Here is a 20,810-nt window from a genome sequence, read left to right as displayed (position 1 = left end):
GCATATCCGGCGGCAACAAGAACTGCTGGTCACGATCAACAGGTCGGAAATCCCTCGCCATCACAACATCCTGGCAACACAGTCCCGACACCACCAAGATCATCAAGCCGAGTCGCCCGAAAACGCAACAGCCTCCATGGCACGGTGAGGGTGCCCCTCACGGGCTCGGTCTCGGGATCCTGTCCGTGGTCCGGCGGGTCAGGTGCGCAGGTAGGACGCGCCGTTGAGGTCGAGGATCGCGCCGCTCGCCCACTGCGCCTCGGGTGACGCGAGCCAGACGACGGCGGCGGCGATCTCCGCAGGGTACGCGACCCGCCCGAACGGGCTCTGCGCGCGACGCCCGGCGGCCTTCTCGGCGTCGAGGCCGCCCATGCCCAGGTCGGTCTCGACGAAGCCGGGCGCCACGGCCGACACGACGATGTCGAGCGGCGCCAGTGCCTGGGCGATCGACTGGCCGAAGGAGTTCAGCGCCGCCTTGCTCGCGCCGTACGCCGGCGACACCGGCTCGCCGCGGAACGCGCCACGCGACGAGACGTTGACGATGCGCGCGCCCGGCCGCTGCCGCAGGTGCCGTACGGCGCACCACGTGACGTTGGCGGCGCCGAGCAGGTTGGTGCCGATGATGGTGGACCAGGCCGCCTGCCACGCGTCGTAGTCCGTCGACTCGATCGGGTGGTCGACGTGCATGCCCGCGTTGTTCACCAGGACGTCGAGGCCGCCGAGGCCCTCGGCCGCCTCGTCGACCATGCGACGGACGGCGTCGGGGTCGGCGATGTCGGCCCGCACGACGACGTGTCCGTCGCCCGGCAGCGCCCCGCGCACCTCCTCGGCGAGGTCGGGATTCGACCGGTAGTGCACGGCGACGCGGTCACCGCGCTCGGCGAACGCCTCGGCCACCGCGCGCCCGATGCCGCGCGACCCCCCTGTCACCAGTACGGCACGACCCGCCATCCGGCACCCCTCCCTCTCGACTCGTCCGACGTCCGCAAGAGTGTCCCAGCTATCGTCGTCCGCGTGAGCGACGACGACGGGCAGCGGCTCGGCGGGCCGCTGCCGTCACGGGTGCCGGAGATCGGCGCGCTCGACCTGCTGCTCAGCGTCGCCCGGCTCGGCAGTCTCGGCCGCGCCGCGCGCGACCACGGCATCTCCCAGCCGGCCGCGGGGTCGCGGATCAGGCACCTGGAGAGCCTGCTCGGCCTGCAGCTGATCGAACGCTCCGCGCACGGCTCGCGGCTCACCGGCGACGGCGCCGTCGTCGCGGACTGGGCCAAGCAGGTCGTGTCGGCCGCCGTCGCGCTCGACGCGGGCGTCGCGGCACTCCGCTCGCGGCACGAGGGACGGCTGCGCATCGCGGCGAGCATGACGATCGCCGAGTACCTGATGCCGCACTGGCTCGCCGACCTGCGCACCCGGCGGCCCGACACCACCGTCTCGCTGCAGGTCGTGAACTCCACCGAGGTCGCGCGGCTCGTGCTCGCCGGCGACACCGACCTCGGCTTCGTCGAGTGCCCGGAGGCGCCGGACGGCGTGCAGGCCCGCGTGGTCGGCGGCGACCATCTGCAGGTCGTCGTCGCGCCCGGCCACCGGTGGGCACGTCGCAGGAAGCCCATCCCGGCGGGCGAGCTCGCGGCGGCTCCCCTCGTCCACCGTGAGCCGGGCTCCGGCACCCGCGACACCCTCGAGTCGGTCCTCGCGCCGTACGCCCCGTTCGCACGCCCGATCGTCGAGCTGTCGTCGACGACGGCCATCAAGGCGGCGGTCGAGGAGGGCCTCGGGCCCGCCGTGCTGAGCTCGCTCGCGGTGGCCGACGAGCTGGCGTCACACCGGCTGGTGGCGGTGCCTGTCACCGACGTCGACCTCGAACGCACACTGCGCGTCGTCTGGCCCGCGGGGCGGCGGCTGACCGGCCTGCTGCGCGACGTCGTCGCCGTCACCAAGGGCCCGCCGAGACGGCCGTCACCCCGGCGCGCGTCCCCCCGCTGACCGCGGACAGGGGACGGTGAGGGCGGACGTGGCGGCGGGGTCAGACGACGGTGAGCGGCAGCGAGCGGCGCACCACGTCGCGGCGCACCGCCGGGAGGGTCTCCGCCACGCGCCGCAGGGCGACCGACGACGCCGAGTCGGGCGCCTCGATCACCGCGGGTACGCCGCGGTCGCCGGCCTCGCGCAGGTCGACGTCGAGCGGCACCTGACCGAGCACCCGCGCACCCACCTGCTCGGCGAGCTCGACGCCGCCGCCCACGCCGAACACGGCGGTGTGCGAGCCGCAGTCGCGGCACACGGCGGCGGACATGTTCTCCACCACGCCGGCGATCGGCATGCCGGCCTCCTGCGCGAGCCGGCCGACGCGCGAGGCGACCGAGCGCGCGGCGCGCTGCGGCGTCGTCACGACGACGAGAGCGGCGTCGGGCAGCAGCTGCAGCACCGAGAGCGCGACGTCGCCGGTGCCGGGCGGCAGGTCGACGAGCAGGGTGTCGATCTCGCCCCAGTACACGTCGTCGATGAACTGCTGCAACGCCTTGTGCAGCATGGGTCCACGCCACACGACGGGCTGGTCCTCGTCGACGAAGAAGCCGATCGACATCAGCGAGACACCGTACGCGGGCACCGGCAGCATGATGCCCTCGAACGCGATCGGCGCGCGTCGTACGCCGAACAGCTGCGGCATCGAGTAGCCCCACACGTCGGCGTCCAGCACGGCCACGCGTTGTCCCGATCGAGCGAGCGCGACGGCGAGGTTGGCGGTCACCGTGGACTTGCCGACACCGCCCTTGCCGCTCGCCACCGCGTAGACGCGCGGCCCGCCGCCGAGCCCGGACGTGAGCGGTGTGCGGGTCGAGTGCAGCAGCCGACCCACCTCGCCCCGCCTGCGGTCGTCCATCACGCTCATGGTGACGTCGACGTCGGTGACGCCGTCGACCGTACGCACGGCGGTCGCGACGGAGGCACGGATCTCGTCGGCCAGCGGGCACTCCTGGGTCGTCAGCGCGACCGGCACGCGGACGCCGCCGCGCCGGTCGACCGAGACGTCGCCGAGCATGCCCAGCTCGTCGAGCGTCCGGCCGATCTCCGGGTCGCGCACCGTCGCGAGTGCTTCGCGCACCTGTGTGGCGTCGACGCCGCCGCGCCGCAGGCCGAGCAGACTCATGAGCCGTCCACCCGGAACGCGCGCCGCTTCGGCTTCACCGGGCGCATCAGGAACTCGGGACGTCGCTGCCCGCCCGGACCCGGGCCTGGTCGCGTCTTCGCGAGCCACTCCTGATAGACCCGTCGGGAGGCCTCGGTGTCGACGTAGACGTCGCCGTACCTGTCGTCGGCATGCGCACGTTCGACGCGCACCTTCTGCAGCCAGCAGTGCATTCCGGACAGCGGGTCGGGCTGCACGCCGAAGGCGAGGTTCTGGTGCACGCCGGGGTCGCTCCACCAGATCCGCGACGAGTCCTTGTCGGCCGACTCGAAGGGCTCGACGCCGCCGCGGTAGCGCAACAGCCACGAGTCGTCGCCGGCCGGGTGGGTGATGTCGACGAGGCCGGACACCCATCGGCTGCCCTCGGCATCGTGCAGCCGCCACCTGCCCATGTGGTGCGACAGGGCGATGACGCCGGGCCTGATGCCCTCGGTGACCCACACCCGCCCGACGAGGTAGCCGATCGAGGTGGTGATCCTGATCAGGTCGTCGGTCGCGACCTGGTGACGCTCCGCGTCGCGGGAGTTCATCCAGACCGGGTGGGAGTTGGAGATCTCGTTGAGGTACTTGGCGTTGCCCGACCTGGTGTGGATGAGGGTGGGCAGCCGGAATGTCGGCATCAGCACGAGCTCGCCCGCCTCGAGGTCGATCTCGCTGCGCGCGATGTGTGAGCGGATGTAGCCCGGCGTCGCGTACTCCTCCCAGCCCCAGTCGCGCATCGTCGGCGAGTAGACCTCGAGCTTGCGTGACGGCGTGAGCCAGCCGGCGGTGACGCTGCCGTCCTCGTGCCGGACGCCGACGGCACCGGCCTCGCCGATGAGCGGCGGCACCGAGTCGTCGGTCGTCGGCTTGCGCAGGACGCCGTCCGCGTCGGGCTCCGCACCGTCGAGCTCGGCGTCGGTGAGCGCACGCTCGTCCTGGCGGTACAGGCCATTGGCTACTTCGACGACGCCGTACTTGCGCATGTAGTCGAGCGGGGCGAGTCCCTGTGCCGCGGCCTTGTCGGGCAGGCCGGGCACCTGGTTCTCGAAGACCCAGCGGTAGTACTCGTCGACCGTGACCTTCTCACCGGGACGGTACGGCGACTCGAAGTGCTTCTTGATGCCGAGCGAGCCGTCCGGGTCGATGCGCCACGACAGCTCGATCCAGAACTCGTTCTCCTCCCAGACCTCGCCCGGGTTCGCGTCCCTGGTGTCGGTGACCTCCTGCCCGAGCTTCTGCATGGCGACGCGGCGAACGGGCTGCCGGAAACCGAGCCAGCGCGCTGAGTGCGTCTCGTACGAGTGCGTGTCGTGGCGTTCGGTCGAGTGCCCCATGGGCAGCACGTAGTCGGCGAACTCCGCGGTCTCCGACCAGTTCGGCGTGAGCGCGACGTGCAGCCCGACCTTGTCCTCGTCGGACAGCGCACGCATCCAGGTGAACCCGTCGGGGTACGTCCAGATCGGGTTGAACACGCGGCTGAAGTACACATCGAGCTTGCCGCGGCCCTCTTCGAGCATGTGCGGCAGCAGGATCGACATCTCGTTGCACGACATCGGGTACTCGGCCGGCCACGCGAGCTCGTTCCAGTGGTCGTGCGCCTCGGGCATCAGCGGGCCGTGCGGGATGAACTTGTTCCAGCCGTTGGGGCTGGTACCGCCCTCGGTGCCGATCGAGCCGGTGAGACCGAGCACGAACCACAGGGCGCGCGCGACCTGCCAGCCACCGAGGTTGCCCGCGGCCGCTGACCGCCAGATGTGCGAGGCGAGCCGGTGGTCGGAGTCGGCGACGAGCTCGGCGAGCTCCTCCAGCCGCTCGACGGGCACCTGCGCCTCCTCGGCCGCGAACGCGAAGGTGTACTCCGCATAGTCGGCCTCGAGCCGGTCGAGGAACGCCTCGAACGTGGGCTCGGCGTCGGGGTGGCGCTCGGCGAGGTAGGTGCGCCAGTTGAACCAGCGGCGCATGAACGCCTCGTCGATCTTCCTGGTACGCAACAGGTGCGCGGCGATGGCGAGCAGGATCGCCGCCTCGCTGCCCGGCCACGGTGCGATCCAGAGGTCGGCGTGGCTGGCGGTGTTCGACATGCGCGAGTCGATGACGACGAGCTTCGCGCCCGACTGCTTGCCCTCCATGATGCGCTGCGCGTGCGGGTTGAAGTAGTGGCCCGTCTCGAGGTGACTCGACAGCAGCAGGATCACCTTGGCGTTGGCGTGGTCGGGCGACGGCCGGTCGTATCCGCCCCACAACGTCATGCCGAACCGCGCGCCGGACGAGCAGACGTTGGTGTGGCTGTTGTGCCCGTCGACGCCCCACGCGGCGAGGAACCGCTCCGCGAAGCCGTCCTCGCCGGGACGGCCGACGTGGTACATGACCTCCTCGTGGCGCTCCTCGCGGATCGCGCGCGAGATGCGCCCGGCGATGTCGTCGAGCGCCTCGTCCCAGCTGACCCGTTCCCAGCCGCCCGCACCGCGCTTTCCCGTGCGTCGCAACGGGTACAGGATGCGTTCGGGGTCGTTGATCTGGTTGATCGTCGCCGGTCCCTTGGCGCAGTTGCGGCCGCGCGAGCCGGGGTGTGCGGGGTTGCCCTCGACCTTCTTGACCGACAGGTCGTCCTTGTCGACGTACGCGAGCAGGCCGCACGCAGACTCGCAGTTGAAGCACGTCGTGGGGATGAGCATGTAGCGGCGCGCGACCTTGCGCGGGTGCGCCTTCGCGTCGTACTCGACGTGGTCGTCCCACTTCTCCACTGGCGGGAAGTTGCGCAGGTGCTCGTGGGTACGTGCGCCTGGCAGCAGCTCGGTCACGGGTTACTCCTTCACGTCAGGAGAGGGGGACGTCCTGCGCGGCACGGACGAAGACGCTCTCGTACGCGAGCAGGGCGAACTGGACGAGGAGGCCGCCGACGAGCGGCAGCGCGAGCGCGCCGGTCCAGCCGAAGGCCGCGAGCACCACGCTCACGACGGCGGCGGCGAGCCCGGACCAGAACAGGCGCGCGTAGCGCCCGCGCAGGATCATGTGCGCCGCGGCCGAGGCGTTCCGCGTCGGATGCCGGCCGAAGTACTCGAGCAGCAGCATCACGACGTGCCCGGCGGTAGCGAGAGCGAAGACCCGTACCAGCAACGCGTTCGCGTCGTCGGCGAGGTCGAAGGCCGCCGCGAGGACGACGAGTGCGCCACCGCCGACAGCGAGCGCCTGCACGATCAGGTGCCAGAACAGCAGCGGCGACTGCCACAGGTCGCGACCCTCGGCCTGGCCGAACAGGAAGCCGGTGTAGCCGGCGGTCATCGCCGCGGCGACCATCGTCGGCACGGCGAGCCAGGTGCGTACGGTGTCGGCGGTCGCGGCGTCGAACGCCCCCGCGGCCTCGAACACCGCGACGCCGAGCCAGAGCGCGAAGAACGCCGCTCCGGCCGCGAGTGCGACCGACCCCCAAAACAGCCAGGAGCGCGGGTTCGCCTTGAGGAAGATGTAGAGGAAGCGCTCGGGCCGCTTGAGGTCCCAGACCAGCAGCGCGCCCGTGCTCGCGACACCGACGAGCCCGACGATGGGCGCCGCGACGTCGCCGAGGCCGCCGAGCCTGATGCCCAGGAGGTGGGCGAGCACCGCCAGCGCCATCGCACCCGCGCCGACCGCCTTGCTCCACAGGTACGTGATGACGCGCCAACCCCAGGGCCGCGGGTGCGCCGTGTTCAGCGTGGTCGTCGCGTTACCGCGCGACCCGGACGGCAGGTCGGCCGCGACCTCGGCGCGATGCGGGTCGGGCGTCGAGTAGATGTAGCCGTTGCTCGCCGGCGCGTCGAGAGGCTCGAGCACGGCGCGGTCGGCGCCGAGGTAGAACACGTTCGGCCCGGTCTGCTGCTCGGGCGCGCGAACCGCGACGGGGTTGGAGTCGATGAGCCGCGAGATGCCGCTGTCCGGGTCGTCGAGGTCACCGACCCAGATCGAGTGGGTGGGGCAGACGACCACGCAGGCGGGCTCGAGCCCGGAGTCGACGCGGTGCGCGCAGAAGTTGCACTTCGCCGCGGTCTTGGTGTCGTCGTCGATGTAGATCGCGTCGTACGGGCACGCCTGCAGGCAGCTCTTGCAGCCGATGCAGCTGTCCTTGTCGAAGTCGACGATGCCGTCGTCGCGGGTGAACAGCGCGTTCGTGGGACAGATCTTCACGCACGGCGCGTCGGTGCAGTGGTTGCAGCGCATGACGGCGAAGTCGCGCGTGGAGTTGGGGAAGACACCCTGGTCGACGTACTTCACCCAGGTACGGAACTGCCCGACGGGGACCTCGTGCTCGGTCTTGCACGCCACCGTGCACGCGTGGCAGCCGATGCACGTCCGCTGGTCGATGGCGAAGCCGTAGCGCAAGGACACTCCCTTCCGTGCCTAGCCTCCCGCAGGGAGGCACACCTTTCGTGGAGGCTAGACGGGAAAAGGCGTGGCGGACCCCGAAGTCGTACCTTGCGACCCCAAAGCCGGACCTTGGACCTCAGGACCGAGGGGTGCGGCCCACGCGCCTATCCCGCTTCGAAGACCGCGTGCAGGAACTTCTTCGTACGGTCGGAACGTGGCTCGGTGAACAGCTGCTCCGGCGGGCCCTCCTCCACGATCTGGCCCTGGTCGAACATCAGGACCCGATCCGCGACGTCGCGGGCGAAGCGCATCTCGTGGGTCACGATGAGCATGGTCGTCTCGGTGTGCGTGGCGAGGTCGCGGATGACACCGAGCACTTCGCCGACCAGCTCGGGGTCGAGCGCGCTCGTTACCTCGTCGAACAGCAGCACCTTGGGCCGCAGCGCGATCGCGCGCGCGATGCCGACACGCTGTTGCTGACCACCGGACAGCTGCCACGGGTAATGGCCCGCACGATCCGCCAGACCCACCATCTCGAGCAGTTCCCGCCCGCGCTCCTCCGCCGCCTCGCGCGGCATCCGCGCGACCGATCGCAGAGCCTCGGTGACGTTGTCCGACGCCGTCATGTGCGGGAACAGGTTGAACTGCTGGAAGACCATCCCGATCTTCGAACGGACCCGGCGCAGGTGCTGCTCTCGCGCGGGGACCAGCTGCCCGTCCCGCTCCTCGTGCCAGAGCTGCTCCCCGTCGACGACGATCGTTCCGCCGTCCGGGCGCTCCAGCGTCATGATCACCCGGAGGATGGTCGTCTTGCCCGAACCACTCGGGCCGATGATCGCGACCTTCTCGCCGGCGCCCACCTCCAGGTCGAGGTCGCGGAGCACCGTGTGCCCCTTGTAGGCCTTGGTCACGCCGTTCACGGCGACCATCGCGCTCATCACCCGGCTCCCGGCCAGTCCGCGGGTACGGGCGCGGTGGCGGAGGCACGGGAGAGCACCTCGGCCTGAGCGTCGGCGGCACGGAACAGGCCGTCGTTGCGCTGCCTCAACGCGGTCGCCGCCTCCTGCGCCTCGCGCAGCAGGTCCCGTTCGTCCACCGAGGCGATGACCCTGTCCTGCATGACGACCTGCCCGGCGATCACGGTGTGCCGCACGTTGCCACCCGTCTCGCCGTACACGAGCTGCGCGAGCGGGTCGTAGCGCGGCACGTACGCGGTGCCGCTCGCGTCGATCACCGCCAGGTCAGCGGCCTTGCCCTCCTCGACGGTCCCGATCTCGTCGGCCCACCCGAGCGCCGCCGCGCTCCCCGCCGTCGCGGCGGTGAAGATCTCTCCCGGCGTCGGCCACTGCGCCGGGTCGAACGCGTGCGCGCGGTGCAGGCTCGCGGCCAACCGCATCGCGAGCGGCATCGACAGGTCACACCCGCAGTTCGCCCCGTCGGTACCGATCGCGATCCGCACACCATGCCGGCGCCAGGCGGTGAGGGGCGCGATCCCGCTGCCGACGTACAGGTTGCTCCACGGGTTGTGCACCAGCGCGGCACCACGCTCACCGAGCAGCCGCAGCTCGCTCTCCGAGCACCAGACGCCGTGGGCTCCCATGAACCGCTCGTTGACCAGCCCCAGCCGGTCCAGGTGCTCGACGGCGGTCGTGCCGTACAGCCGCCGCACGGTCGCCGCCTGGTTGCGCGTCTCGATCAGGTGCATGTGCACGCCGGTATCGAAGTCGGCCGCGAGCTCGGCACATCCCCGCAGCAGGTCGTCGGTGCAACGCTGCGGACCGGAGGGTCCGACGAACACGCGGATCCTCCCCTCCCGACCGTGCCACGAGCCGAGGAGATCCTTCGTGGCGTCGAGCAACGCGCCCGCGGACGGCACCGGTGCCGCCTCGAGCTCCTCCCACAGCGCGGACGGCCACTGCGCCCCGGTGAGCTCGACCGTGTGGTGGAGCGGCACGTCGCCGATCATCGGCGCCACGACGGCACGCATGCCGAAGTCGAGGTACGCCTGTGCCGCCGCACCGAGGCCCGACACCTGGCCGCCGAGGTGGTCGAGAACCGTAGTCGTTCCCGACCGCACCAGCTCGACGCAGCTCAGGGTGGCGGCGAGTGCGACCTCTCGCTCGGTGCGGTTCGCCGTGATCGCGTTGGCGTACACCATCCACGGTTCCAGCGGCAGCAGGTCGGCCTGCGTCCGCCCCAGCATCCCGTAGGAATGGCTGTGCGCGTTCACGAACCCGGGAACGACGAGGCAGCCCAGGGCAGACAGCTCCCTGCGCACCACGCCCGGCCGCGGGTCGCCGGGAGCGAGCAGGCCCGTGATCCGGCCGTCCACGACCGCGACGTCGAGTCGCTCGACCTCGTGACCGGCCGAGCCCGGCCTGACAACCTCTCCTCCGGTGACGAGCAGGTCGACCTCATCGGTTAGTCCGCTCACGCGAACTCCTTCCGGTTGACGGCATGACGGGAGTTGATCCGATGGAGCAGGACGGTCACCGGGATGCTCACGGCAAGGTAGAGCACGCCCGCGACGGTGAGCGGTTCGAGGTAACGGTAGGTCGAGTTCCCCAACGTCGTCGCCTGCATGAACGTCTCCGCGACACTGATCGTCGCGACCAGCGCACTGACCTTGAACATCAGGTTCACGTAGTTGCCGATGACCGGCAGGAGCGGTGGCACGACCTGCGGGAGAACGATCCTGAGCCACACCCGTGTCGCCGGCAGGTTCAGCGAGCGACACGCCTCCCACTGCCCCCGCGGCAGTGCCTGCAGTCCGGAGCGGTACGCCTCCGCCAGGTACGTGCAGTAGTTCAGCCCGAGTCCGAGCACACCGGCCTGGAACGGGGTGAGCCGGATCCCGAAGTCGGGCAGGACGTAGAAGAGGAAGAAGAGCTGCACGAGCAGCGGCGTCCCGCGGACGAACTGGACGTAACCGCGCGCGACCTGGCTGAGGACCGGCACCCGCGTCCAGATCACGACGGAGAGGAGCGCACCGACCACGATCGCGATCGCCGAGCCCGCGAGCGTGACCGTCACGGTGAGGACGAGGCCCCGCAGGAGGGTCGGCAGGATCTCGACGACGTAGTCCCAGCTCCAGCTCATCGCGACTGCTCCTGGCCCCGCGCGAACAGGTGAGCGAATGGAGGTCCCGTCCGACGGGGACGGCCGACCGCGACCCGTTCCTCGACGCTCCTGAACACGCCGCCGACGCCCATCGCCACGAGAAAGTACAGGACGAGGATCGCGCCGAACGGGACGAGCGACGTACCTGTCAGGCTGCGCAGCTGCTGCGCCCTGAAGGTCAGGTCGGCGATGGTGATCAGCGAGACCACGGACGTCGCCTTGAGCAGGTCGATCGTGTCGTTGGCCAACGGCGGCAGCATTCGCGGGATGGCCTGCGGCAGCACGACGCGCTGCATCCGCCGCAGCGGTGACAGGTTGAGCGCGACACAGGCCTCCAGCTGGCCCCGCGGCACGGCCTGCACGGCGCTCCGGACGACCTCGGCCATGTAGGCGCCCTTGTTCAGCCCGAGTGCGATCGCGCCGGCTGCGATCGGGGCGAGCTGGAAGCCGGTCACCAGCGGTAGTGCGAAGAAGACCCAGTAGAGCTGGACGATCTCGGACGTACCGCGCAGGACCTCGACGACGGCCACGGCCGGGTACCGGACGACGCGCCATCGGGCCAGGCGAGCCAGTCCCATGCCGATGCCCGCGGCGAAGGCCACGACGAGACTCGCGGCGAAGACCGCCAGGGTCACCGCCAGGCCGGAGCCGAAGTACCGCAGGTAGGTGTCCACGCCGGCCAAAGGGTCAGCCATCACCCGCCCCGCTTGCACATCTCCTCGGTGGTCACGTCGGCGGCGGCATCGGCGTCGAACCCCCACTTCTCCTGGATCTCCGCGAACGTGCCCTCGTCCCTGAGCTCGGCCAGCTTCTCGTTGTAGGCCTCGTGGAACGTCTTGTCGCGCTTCCGGAACCCCACGGCCGCGGCCGACTTGCCGATCTCGGGCACCGGCCCCGCCAGGTCCACCCCGCGGGCGGCCTTGGGTCTGCGCATCAGGTACTGCAGGGTCGGCCCGGGCCCGAGGTACGCGTCGGCGCGTCCGCTCTGCACCAGCTCGATGCCACTCAACCAGTCGTGCACCTGTGTCGTGTTGGCCGCGGTGATGCCCTGCTCCTTCGACACGTCCGCCTCGAGCGTGCCGGAGATGACCGCGAACGCCGCCCCGGTGGACTTCACGTCCGCCAGGTTCTCCAGCTTCTTCGGGTTACCCTTCCGGACGACGAAGAAGTCCTCGGCGACCGCGTCCGGCTCGGAGAAGAGGATCGAGTCGCAACGCGACTTCTTCACGAACAGCGCCGCACAGATCAAGTCCATCTGGTTGGCCTGGAGCCCCGGGATCATGCCGGCGTGCGTGGCGACGACAGGCTCCACCTTCTTGATGCCCAGCTTGGCGAGCACGGCCTGGGCGATCTCCGGCTCGACGCCCCGCACCGTGCCGTCCGGCTGCGAGTCGGAGTAGGGCAGCTCGTTCACCACACCGATCCGCGCGGTGCCCTTCCGCCGCAGCGAGGCGAGCAGGTCGGTGCCCTTCTTCCCGCTCGGCTCGGTGGCGACCCGCGAGCAGGCGAGGGCACCGCCGCCGATGAGCACGGCGACCCCAGCTCCACGGAGCAGGTTTCGACGGGAGACGTCTCTTGCCGACACGGAGGCCCTCACCTTCTCTTCGGACCTGCCCGACGCGCGGGACAGCCCCACTCGACCCCCGACAGACCGATTCAGATTCCGCCACACGGAAGATGGCCATCCGCTAGATGTAAGAGTTTCGATGCCGCCCGGTCACCTGTCAAGCCCCGATGACCTAGGTCGCGAGACACCCCCACGGGTACCTGTTCCGGACTTCCGCTCGACCGACAGCGCCGCCCGCTCCTCGCCGCCCACGCCGTCAAGAGCCGGTCGGTGCCCTCGCCGCGCGACTCTGGTCCCTGGACGCGAGGGCCTGGCGGGCCGTGATCAGGCCGACGGTGTGGATGTCCTGTGCGCTGCAGCCGCGGGAGAGGTCGTTCACCGGGGCGGCGAGTCCCTGCAGGAGGGGGCCGAGTGCAGTGGCTCCGGCGAGCCTCTCGGCGATCTTGTAGCCGATGTTGCCGGCGTCGAGGTTGGGGAAGACGAACACGTTGGCACGGCCCGCGACCGGTGAGCCCTGCGCCTTGGCCCGACCGATCGACTCGATGACCGCGGCGTCGAACTGGAGCTCACCGTCGACGACCAGGCCGGGGGCGCTGTCGCGCAGCGAAACTGTCGCCGTCCTGACCCGGGCCACCGATGGGTGGTCGGCGCTTCCCCTGGTGCTGAACGACAGCATCGCGACGACGGGCGCCGCACCGGTGAGCGTGCCGTACGTGGCGCTGGTCGCCCGTGCGATCTCGGCGAGCTGGTCGGCGTCGGGGTCGGGGACAACGGCGCAGTCGCCGAATCCCAGCCGCCGGCCGTCGGGCAGCACCATGAGGAAGCTGCTCGACAGCAGGCGCGAGCCCGGTGCCAGACCGATCACCCGGAGTGCGGCGCGCAGGACGTGTCCGGTAGGGCGCGTGCTCCCGACCACCGCGCCGTCGGCCGTACCGAGCCGCACCGCCGCCATCGCCAGGTATAGCTCGTCGCGCACGCAGTCCGCGGCGTCCGACCGGCCGCGCACCGACGCGGCGATCGCCGCCGCGTGCGGACCCGACCCGGTGAGCTCGCCCGGGTCGAGCACCTCGGCATGGCCGATGCCCCGACCAGGGTGACCCGCCGCCGCCTCCACGGCGCCGCGGCGCCCGACGAGCAGCGGCGTCACCGCGGACCCCGCGAACATCGCGGCCGCCTCGACGACCCGCGGGTCCTCGCCGTCGCCGAACACGATCCGGACGCGCTGCCCGGCCAGCGCCGCCGACCACTCCTCGCGCAGGGCGGCCGACGTGTCCGGTACCGACACCGTTCGACTCAACGTCTCGTCACGGGCGGATCGCCGGTCAGCCGGTCGCGTCCGCGGCGAGGTGGGCGTACTTTGCCAAGTGCCGTACCGGATGCTTGAGCGCGTCGCGGCGGAACGGGTCACCGAGCTCGGCGGAGTCCAGCGTCACGTTCAGCACGGTCGGCCGCCCCGACGCCAGTGCTGCCGTGAACACCTCGCCGAGATCCGCCTCCTTCTCGACGGTCACACCGTCGGCGCCCATCGCCGAGGCGACGTCGGCGAAGTTCGGGTTCGCCAGGTTGGTGCCGACGTACCGGTCGTCGTAGTAGTCGACCTGGTTCTTCTTCTCCGCACCCCACTGCGCGTTGTTCCACACGACGGCGACGACCGGGATGTCCTCGCGGACGGCCGTCATCACCTCGGCGAGACTCATCCCCCACGCGCCGTCGCCGACGTACGCGACGACGGGCCGGTCCGGAGCGGCGAGCTTGGCGCCGAGCGCCGTCGGGTAGGAGTAGCCGCAGTTGCCGAATGTCATCGCGGCGAGGAAGCTGCGCGGGCTCTCGAAATGCAGGTACGAGTTGGCCACCGAGCAGACGTTGCCGATGTCGGTGGTGACGATGGCGTCGTCGGGCATCGCGTCACGTAGGACCGACAGAGCACGTCGCGGACTGATCGGCTCGTCGGTCTTCGTGGACATCCCCGCGAGCTCGCTCGCCCAGGCCGCACGCTCGTCGGCGATCCGCGCGACCACGTCGGCGCGGCGGGCCCGGTCGCCGTGCCTCTCCCTGAGCACCTCGAGCAACAGCTCGCTGGTCGCCCTCGCATCGCCGCAGATGCCGAGGTCGACGTGCTTCGACAGGCCGAGCATGCGGTGGTCCGCGTCGATCTGGACGATCTTCGCCCGCCCCGGCCAGTAGTCCATGCCGTGCTGCGGCAGCGTGCCGAACGGGTTGAGCCGCGACCCCAGGGCGAGGACGACGTCGGCCTCGCTGATGAGCGTCATCGCCGCCTTCGACCCCTGGTAGCCAAGCGGCCCGGCCGCGAGCTCGTGGCTCGTGGGGAACGAGTCGTTGTGCAGGTACGAGTTCGCGACCGGAGCGCTGAGGTACTCCGCCAGAGCCCGGACGGCGTCGACGCCGTCGGCCTGGACCACACCACCGCCGGCGACGATCACCGGACGCTCCGCGTTCGCGAGGAGATCGGCGGCACGGCCCACCTCGGCGATGTCGCCGGGGCCGTGGCGCAGGGTGAGCGACGGCATGATGTCGTACTCACCATCCCCGTAGAAGTAGTCGCGCGGGATGTCGACCTGGACGGGACCGTGCTCGGCCTTGGCGATGTAGAACGCGCGTCGCATCTGCTCGGCGATCCGCTCCGGCCGGTTCACCTGCACCTGCCACTTGGTGATCTTCGAGAAGATCGGCAGCTGGTCGGTCTCCTGGAAGCCGCCCAGCCCCACACCCATCGACCCTGCCGACGGCGTCACGACCACCATCGGCGTGTGCGCCCAGTACGCCGCCGCGACTGCTGTCACGAAGTTCGTGATGCCCGGCCCGTTCTGCGCGATGACCGCGGTCGGGCGGTTGCGCACGCGCGCATACCCGTCGGCCATGTGCGCGGCATTCTGCTCGTGCGCGACCGGTAGGAACCGGATCCCGGCCGCCGGGAACAGGTCCAGGGCATCCATGAACGCCGAGCCCACGATGCCCGGCACCAGCGTGACGTCCTCCGCGACGAGCTGTTCGACGAACGCCTCGCTCGGTGTCATCTTCTGCGTACTCATGTGGGCACCTCCGAGTCCAAGGACTGCGCGTAGATTGGATGCTTCCATAATATAGAAGAGTCTTTCAAGTAGAGTGAGCAAGCTCTCCACGCCCGCGACCGACCTGCTTGTAAGCTGCTTCCACGATGTGGAGGGGGAGCATGACCGCGGAAGACATCGACGCCACAGCGACCCGCGACGGCGGCGCCCGAATGGTGGGAACCCAGGCCATCGGCAGGGCGTTCGCCGTCCTGCACCTGTTCCGCGACCGCGGCACCGACCTCGGTGTGATGCAGATCGCCCGCGAGCTCGACCTCAACCTGAGCACCACGCACCGCATCGTCAGGGCACTGGTCACCGAGGGATACCTCGCCCAGAACCAGGACAGCGAGCGGTACTACCTCGGCACGGGCGCGCTGCTCCTGGGGCGGGCCGCCTACCGCGACTTCAACATGGACGTCGTGCACCCGGTGCTCGAACGGCTGTCGCGACAGACCGGTGAGTCCGTGAACCTCGGCGTCCTCGACGGCGAGGTCGCCGTGGTGGTCGAGCGTGTGGAGTCCAGTCAGCCGCTGCGGTTCACCCAGCCGCCGGGCACCCGTGTCCAGCTGCACGCCTCGTCGATGGGCAAGGCGCTGCTCGCATTCAACGAGAGCCTTCAGGAGCTCCTGCTCGAGAGCCATGACGCGTTCGAACGCTTCACGCCGAAGAGCCATCCCGACGCCGCCAGCCTCCGTGTCGACCTCGCGACGGTGCGCAGGCGCGGTTGGAGCACCGACGACGAGGAGCAGATGGTCGGTGTCCGCTGCGTCGGCGCACCGGTGCGCGACGCCACCGGTCGCGCACGAGCCGCCATCGCCGTCCAGGCCCCCTCCGTGCGCATGCCGAAGAAGCGGTTCAGCGCGCTCGGCCCCGAGATCGTCAAGGCCGCGGCGGAGATCTCCGCACTGCTCCCACCCGGTCACAGCTTCTGACCCGTGCGTCATCGCGTGATGCCGTAACTCTTCAGCTGCTGCTCGATCGTGCGTGTCTGGTCGTCGAGGAACTTCTGGAAGTCGTCGGCGGACTGGAAGCTGTCCTCGTCCGCGTAGACCTTCGTCTGGAACTGCCGGAACTTCTTCCCCTTCGTCGCCTTCTCACAGGCCGCCGAGAGCGACTCGACCACCGAGTCCCGCGTCTTCCCCGACACGACGACACCACGGAACTGCGGCAGCACCACTCACCACCAGGCCAAGAAGGAGATATGTTTCCATATGTTGGAATGCCATCCCAGGCACGCTACGTCCACCGGGGAACGGTGTCAACGCTCTCCTCACAGCGGCGCCCAAGGTGACGGAGCGCACAGCGAGCTGCCGTTGCGGTGACACGGCAACAGTTGGATTCTTGGTTGGAATCCTCTGCCACCATGTGACAGGCCGGGAGCGCCGATGTCCGAGCGAGACCGTTCCGATGCACTGAGCGAAGCCGCGCCGCAGATCGCGGCGATCCTCGCCCGAGCCCGAGCCGCCCAGGCACAGGTGGAGTCGTACTCCCAGGAGGGGGCGGACGATCTGGCCGCGGCCGTCGCCTGGGCCGTCTACCGACCGGACCGCGCGCGTGCCCTCGCCGAGCTCGCCGTGCGCGACACAGGTCTCGGCCGCGTCGCCGACAAGATCGCGAAGAACCAGCGGAAGACGATCGGCACGCTGCGCGACCTGACCGGCGCCCCGTCCGTCGGCGTCATCCGAGACGACCCGGCCACGGGGATCACGGAGTACGCGAAGCCCGTCGGCGTCGTGGCGGCCGTGTGCCCGTCGACGAACCCCGCGGCGACGCCCGCCAACAAGATGATGATGGCCGTCAAGGGCCGCAACGCCGTGATCATCTCGCCGTCTCCCAAGGGTGCGTCGACGTGCGCACTGCTCGTCGCGTACATCCACGAGGAGCTGGACAAGATGGGCGCGCCGCGCGACCTCGTGCAGTTCCTCGCCGACCCCACCAAGGCCCACACCAACGAGCTCATGCGACAGGCCGACCTGGTCGTGGTCACCGGTTCCCAGCGCAACGTCCGCCAGGCCTACAGCAGCGGCACGCCGGCCATCGGGGTGGGCGCGGGCAACGCGCCCGTCATCGTCGAGGCCGACGCCGACCTCGCCGACGCCGCGGAGAAGATCAAGCGCAGCAAGGTGTTCGACCTCGCGACGAGCTGCTCGTCCGAGAACTCGCTGCACGTCAACGACGCCGTCTACGACGCGATGATCGCGGCCCTGCGCGACCAGGGCGGCTACCTCCTCGACGCCGAGGAGAAGGAACGGCTGCGGTCGACGATGTGGCCGAACGGTCGGCTCAACCCGGCGGTGGTCGCCCAGGAACCCACCAAGATCGCCGCGCTCGCCGGCCTCGACTCCCCCGACGCCAGGGCCGCCGAGTTCTTCCTGGTCGAGGAGGACGGCGTCGGTCCCGATCACCCGTTCAGCGGCGAGAAGCTGTCCGTCGTCCTCACCGTCTACCGCTACACCGATTTCGACGCCTGCCTGGAGCGCATCCAGCGGCTGCTGGACTTCCAGGGCGCCGGTCACTCCTGCGGCATCCACACCCGTGACGAGGACCTCCCCCGCGTCGTCGCGGAGCGGCTGCGCGTCGCACGCGTCCTCGTCAACCAGGCGCACTGCTTCGGCACGGGAGGCGGCTTCGACAACGGGCTCGGGTTCACACTCACCATGGGCGCGGGGACCTGGGCCGGCAACAGCATCAGCGACAACCTCTCCTACCGACACTTCCTGAACGTCACCCGCCTCGCCCGCGTCATCCCGCCGCGCGTGCCCACCGAGGACGAGCTGTGGGGCGGCTACGTCGAGAAGTACGGGAGGTGACCGGTGAACCTGCTCGAGCACCAGGGCAAGCGACTGCTGAAGGATGTCGGTGTGGCGACCCCGGAGGGCGGGGTCGCGGCGAGTCCGGCCGAGGCATCCGACCTCGCCGCGACACTCGGCGGCAGGGTCGTCGTCAAGAGTCAGGTCCCGGCGGGCAAGCGCGGCAAGGCGGGCGCGATCCTCTTCGCCGACTCGCCGCCCGAGTGCGAGGACGTCGCGCGACGGCTGCTGGGGACGACCGTCGGAGGACACCGGGTCGACCTCGTCATCGTCGAGCGAGCCGTACCGATCTCCCATGAGCTCTACGCCGCCGTGCTCGACGACGCAACGAGCAAGGGCCCACTCGTGCTGTTCTCCACCGCGGGGGGAATGGACATCGAGGAGGTCAACGCGACCACGCCCGAGCGGATCCTGCGGCTGCCCGTCGACATCAGGCGACCCCTGCCACCGGACGCCGCGCGACAGCTGCTCGCCGACGCGGACCTTCCACCCGCGGCCGTTCCCATGCTCGTCGACGTGCTCGTCGCACTGTACGAGCTCTACCGCTCCGTCGACGCCACCCTCGTCGAGGTGAACCCGCTCGCGCTCACCGAGACCTCCTCGTGCGTCGCGCTCGACTGCAAGGTCTCCCTCGACCCGGGTGCGCTCGGGCGCCACGAGGACCTCATCCGCGACCTCGGCGGCGACCAGTCCCTGACGGAGACCGAGCTCGAAGGTGCGGCACGGGAGCTCGGCCTGCAGTTCATCGAGCTCGACGGAGACGTCGGCGTGCTCGCGAACGGCGCCGGGCTCACGATGACGACGCTGGACGCGGTGAATCACTACGGCGGGCGCCCCGCCGACTTCCTCGAGATCGGCGGCGACGCGTACACGAAGGCGACACCCGCACTGCGACTGCTGCTCGGGCGTTCCGGGATCCGCAGCCTGCTGGTCAACTTCTGCGGCGCGTTCGCCCGTACCGACGTGATGACGGCGGGCGTCGTCAGCGCCCTGGAGGAGCTGCGGCCCGACATCCCCGTCTTCTTCTCGATTCACGGGACGGGCGAGGACGAGGCGATCCGGATGGTGCGTGAGCGCCTGGGTCTCGAACCGTACGACCTGATGGACGATGCCGTGCGTGCGGCCGTGGCCGCTGCGGGACGGACAGCGTCGTCCGACCGAGAGGTGGTGCGCTGATGCTCGTGACGGGCAGCGAGCCGGTCGTGGTGCAGGGCATCACAGGCAGGCAGGGCTCGTTCTGGACCGAACGGATGCTGGAGTGCGGCACATCGATCGTCGCCGGCGTCAGCCCCGGCAAGGCCGGCCGCACGGTCGCGGGAGTGCCGGTGTACGACTCGGTCACCGACGCCGCCAGCGAGCACCCACTCGGGGTGAGCGTGCTGTTCGTGCCGCCGCTGGCCGCGAAGGCGGCGGCGCTGGACGCGATCGGGGCGGGCGTACCGAAGATCGTCCTGCTCACCGAGCACGTGCCGTACCACGACGTCATGGAGGTGCTGGCCGAGGCACGCGAACGAGGCACGCAGGTGCTCGGCCCGAACACGGCCGGTCTCGTGGTCCCAGGCGAGGCGTCGGTCGGCATCATGCCCGGGTTCGCGACCAGCATCTTCCGCCCGGGCAACGTCGGCGTGGTCTCCCGCAGCGGCAGCCTCGGCACGCTCGTCGCCCTGCAGATCGCCGCCGCCGGCCTCGGCCAGTCCGCGTTCATCGGCATCGGCGGCGACCCCATCCTCGGCACGACCACGACGGACGCCGTCCGGATTCTCGACGCCGACTCCCGCACCGACGCCGTCGTCCTCGTCGGCGAGATCGGCGGCACGATGGAGGAGGAGGCCGCCGCGTACATCGCCGGGATGGACAAGCCGGTCGTCGCCTTCATCGCAGGACGCTCCGCCCCGCCCGGCCGCCGCATGGGGCACGCCGGCGCGATCGTCACCGGCGGCCGTGGCAGCGGTGACTCGAAGGTACGCGCACTGACCGAGGCCGGTGCCCGCGTCGTCGACATGCCCAGCCAGGTGGCCACCGCCCTGGCGGCCCACACCTCACGCATTGGGCCTCCCCCCGAACCGTGAGGGCATCGGCTATAAGGAGTGCCATGTCTGGGGACTGTCCGGGGAACGGTGTTTCCGGCCTGATAGGTCGAGCGTGGGCTCGGCGGGAAGGGTTGGCGTCTGATGACGGCGACACTGAACGGTGTGACTAAGGAGAAGATCGATGAGTCGGCCGAGGCGCGGGCTGCGGTCGAGCTGGTTCGGCTGGCCAAGGGGCAGGGCCTGTCGCTGACCGGTCCGGACGGGCTGCTCAAACAGTTGACCAAGTCGGTGCTGGAGACCTCGTTGCATGAGGAGATGACCGAGCACCTGGGCCATGAGAAGCACGGACGGCCGGTCGCGGATAACGTCCGCGACGGCACTCGACCGAAAGCCGTGCTGATTGAGAACACCGGCCAGGTCGAGATCGATGTTCCACGCGATCGGGCCGGCACGTTCGAACCCCAGATCGTGAAGAAGCGGCAGCGACGCCTGTCCGGTGTCGACGAGGTCGTGCTTTCCCTCTACGCCAAAGGGCTGACGACCGGCGAGATCAGTGCGCACTTCGCTGAGATCTATGGCGCCTCGGTGTCGAAGGAGACGATCAGCCGGATCACCGACAAGGTGATCGAGGAGATGCAGGACTGGTCCGTGCGGCCGCTGGACTCGACTTACGCGGCGGTGTTCATCGACGCGATCGTGGTC

18 protein-coding genes are annotated in these 20,810 nt (G+C 70.2%); 6 read left to right on the top strand and 12 right to left on the bottom strand.

The genetic code is table 11. The annotated features are described in order from the left end of the window. Positions 1–198: 198 nt before the first annotated feature. Positions 199–951: an SDR family oxidoreductase gene (locus GEV10_26095; GenBank protein ID MQA81903.1), complete on the bottom strand. Its 753-nt coding sequence runs from the start codon at positions 949–951 to the stop codon at positions 199–201. A 63-nt stretch (positions 952–1,014) separates the two neighbouring features. On the opposite strand from GEV10_26095, the gene GEV10_26090 reads away from it, so the two are divergent. Further along, positions 1,015–1,983, top strand: coding sequence for a LysR family transcriptional regulator (locus GEV10_26090; GenBank protein ID MQA81902.1), 969 nt, complete (start codon positions 1,015–1,017; stop codon positions 1,981–1,983). A gap of 40 nt (positions 1,984–2,023) precedes the next feature. On the opposite strand, the gene GEV10_26085 is transcribed toward GEV10_26090, so the two are convergent. From GEV10_26085 to xsc, 10 genes are all read right to left on the bottom strand, one after another. Next, positions 2,024–3,148 (bottom strand): P-loop NTPase, encoded by a 1,125-nt coding sequence (locus GEV10_26085; protein ID MQA81901.1) that lies wholly within the window; start codon positions 3,146–3,148, stop codon positions 2,024–2,026. Beyond that, the gene (locus GEV10_26080; GenBank protein MQA81900.1) at positions 3,145–5,970 is read right to left on the bottom strand and encodes a molybdopterin-dependent oxidoreductase; all 2,826 of its coding nucleotides are present in this window, start codon (positions 5,968–5,970) and stop codon (positions 3,145–3,147) included. Before GEV10_26080 ends, GEV10_26085 begins: the two co-directional genes overlap by 4 nt. 16 nt (positions 5,971–5,986) lie before the next feature. Beyond that, positions 5,987–7,525 (bottom strand): 4Fe-4S dicluster domain-containing protein, encoded by a 1,539-nt coding sequence (locus GEV10_26075; GenBank protein MQA81899.1) that lies wholly within the window; start codon positions 7,523–7,525, stop codon positions 5,987–5,989. A gap of 149 nt (positions 7,526–7,674) precedes the next feature. Next, positions 7,675–8,439, bottom strand: a complete 765-nt coding sequence (gene ehuA / locus GEV10_26070; GenBank protein ID MQA81898.1) for an ectoine/hydroxyectoine ABC transporter ATP-binding protein EhuA — start codon at positions 8,437–8,439, stop codon at positions 7,675–7,677. An 8-nt stretch (positions 8,440–8,447) separates the two neighbouring features. Next, positions 8,448–9,944, bottom strand: a complete 1,497-nt coding sequence (locus tag GEV10_26065) for an amidohydrolase family protein (protein MQA81897.1) — start codon at positions 9,942–9,944, stop codon at positions 8,448–8,450. Continuing rightward, positions 9,941–10,609 carry an ectoine/hydroxyectoine ABC transporter permease subunit EhuD gene (gene ehuD, locus GEV10_26060; GenBank protein ID MQA81896.1) on the bottom strand — a complete coding sequence of 223 codons (669 nt, stop codon included), beginning with the start codon at positions 10,607–10,609 and terminating at the stop codon, positions 9,941–9,943. Before ehuD ends, GEV10_26065 begins: the two co-directional genes overlap by 4 nt. Continuing rightward, positions 10,606–11,325, bottom strand: a complete 720-nt coding sequence (gene ehuC, locus GEV10_26055; GenBank protein MQA81895.1) for an ectoine/hydroxyectoine ABC transporter permease subunit EhuC — start codon at positions 11,323–11,325, stop codon at positions 10,606–10,608. The genes ehuD and ehuC overlap by 4 nt, the downstream gene beginning before the upstream one ends. Continuing rightward, positions 11,325–12,338 (bottom strand): ectoine/hydroxyectoine ABC transporter substrate-binding protein EhuB, encoded by a 1,014-nt coding sequence (ehuB, locus tag GEV10_26050; protein MQA81894.1) that lies wholly within the window; start codon positions 12,336–12,338, stop codon positions 11,325–11,327. Before ehuB ends, ehuC begins: the two co-directional genes overlap by 1 nt. Before the next feature lie 115 nt (positions 12,339–12,453). After that, complete coding sequence (locus tag GEV10_26045; GenBank protein MQA81893.1) at positions 12,454–13,482, bottom strand: phosphotransacetylase; 1,029 nt, start codon at positions 13,480–13,482, stop codon at positions 12,454–12,456. A gap of 37 nt (positions 13,483–13,519) precedes the next feature. Then, positions 13,520–15,232 (bottom strand): sulfoacetaldehyde acetyltransferase, encoded by a 1,713-nt coding sequence (gene xsc / locus GEV10_26040; protein MQA81892.1) that lies wholly within the window; start codon positions 15,230–15,232, stop codon positions 13,520–13,522. A gap of 155 nt (positions 15,233–15,387) precedes the next feature. On the opposite strand from xsc, the gene GEV10_26035 reads away from it, so the two are divergent. Further along, a complete protein-coding gene (locus tag GEV10_26035) occupies positions 15,388–16,200 on the top strand; it encodes a helix-turn-helix domain-containing protein (GenBank protein ID MQA81891.1) in 813 nt (270 codons plus the stop codon). A gap of 8 nt (positions 16,201–16,208) precedes the next feature. Here the strand turns inward: GEV10_26035 and GEV10_26030 are convergent, their stop codons facing one another. Beyond that, complete coding sequence (locus GEV10_26030; protein MQA81890.1) at positions 16,209–16,442, bottom strand: hypothetical protein; 234 nt, start codon at positions 16,440–16,442, stop codon at positions 16,209–16,211. A 211-nt stretch (positions 16,443–16,653) separates the two neighbouring features. Here GEV10_26030 and GEV10_26025 point away from each other — a divergent pair, with 211 nt between their 5' ends. The 4 genes from GEV10_26025 to GEV10_26010 all read left to right on the top strand — a co-directional run. After that, positions 16,654–18,078, top strand: coding sequence for an aldehyde dehydrogenase family protein (locus GEV10_26025; GenBank protein MQA81889.1), 1,425 nt, complete (start codon positions 16,654–16,656; stop codon positions 18,076–18,078). Between the two features lie 3 nt (positions 18,079–18,081). Continuing rightward, a complete protein-coding gene (locus GEV10_26020) occupies positions 18,082–19,254 on the top strand; it encodes a succinate--CoA ligase (protein ID MQA81888.1) in 1,173 nt (390 codons plus the stop codon). Further along, positions 19,254–20,147, top strand: coding sequence for a succinyl-CoA synthetase subunit alpha (locus tag GEV10_26015; protein ID MQA81887.1), 894 nt, complete (start codon positions 19,254–19,256; stop codon positions 20,145–20,147). Before GEV10_26020 ends, GEV10_26015 begins: the two co-directional genes overlap by 1 nt. 102 nt (positions 20,148–20,249) lie before the next feature. Next, positions 20,250–20,810, top strand: a 561-nt coding sequence (locus GEV10_26010) for an IS256 family transposase (GenBank protein ID MQA81886.1), incomplete at its 3' end; no start/stop codon positions are given.

It is taken from the genome of Streptosporangiales bacterium, assembly GCA_009379955.1.
Taxonomy (GTDB): Bacteria; Actinomycetota; Actinomycetes; order Streptosporangiales; family WHST01; genus WHST01.
The sequence above is the reverse complement of the archived record's forward strand: the minus strand, read 5'-3'. Positions and strand labels throughout refer to the sequence as shown.

Coding starts and splice junctions, on each gene's coding strand:
- ehuA (MQA81898.1), bottom strand. CDS start 8,439: ATGGTCGCCGTGAACGGCGTGACCAAGGCCTACAAGGGGCACACGGTG.
- GEV10_26025 (MQA81889.1), top strand. CDS start 16,654: ATGTCCGAGCGAGACCGTTCCGATGCACTGAGCGAAGCCGCGCCGCAG.
- GEV10_26035 (MQA81891.1), top strand. CDS start 15,388: ATGACCGCGGAAGACATCGACGCCACAGCGACCCGCGACGGCGGCGCC.
- GEV10_26015 (MQA81887.1), top strand. CDS start 19,254: ATGCTCGTGACGGGCAGCGAGCCGGTCGTGGTGCAGGGCATCACAGGC.
- GEV10_26095 (MQA81903.1), bottom strand. CDS start 951: ATGGCGGGTCGTGCCGTACTGGTGACAGGGGGGTCGCGCGGCATCGGG.
- ehuC (MQA81895.1), bottom strand. CDS start 11,325: ATGGCTGACCCTTTGGCCGGCGTGGACACCTACCTGCGGTACTTCGGC.
- ehuD (MQA81896.1), bottom strand. CDS start 10,609: ATGAGCTGGAGCTGGGACTACGTCGTCGAGATCCTGCCGACCCTCCTG.
- GEV10_26085 (MQA81901.1), bottom strand. CDS start 3,148: ATGAGTCTGCTCGGCCTGCGGCGCGGCGGCGTCGACGCCACACAGGTG.
- xsc (MQA81892.1), bottom strand. CDS start 15,232: ATGACACCGAGCGAGGCGTTCGTCGAACAGCTCGTCGCGGAGGACGTC.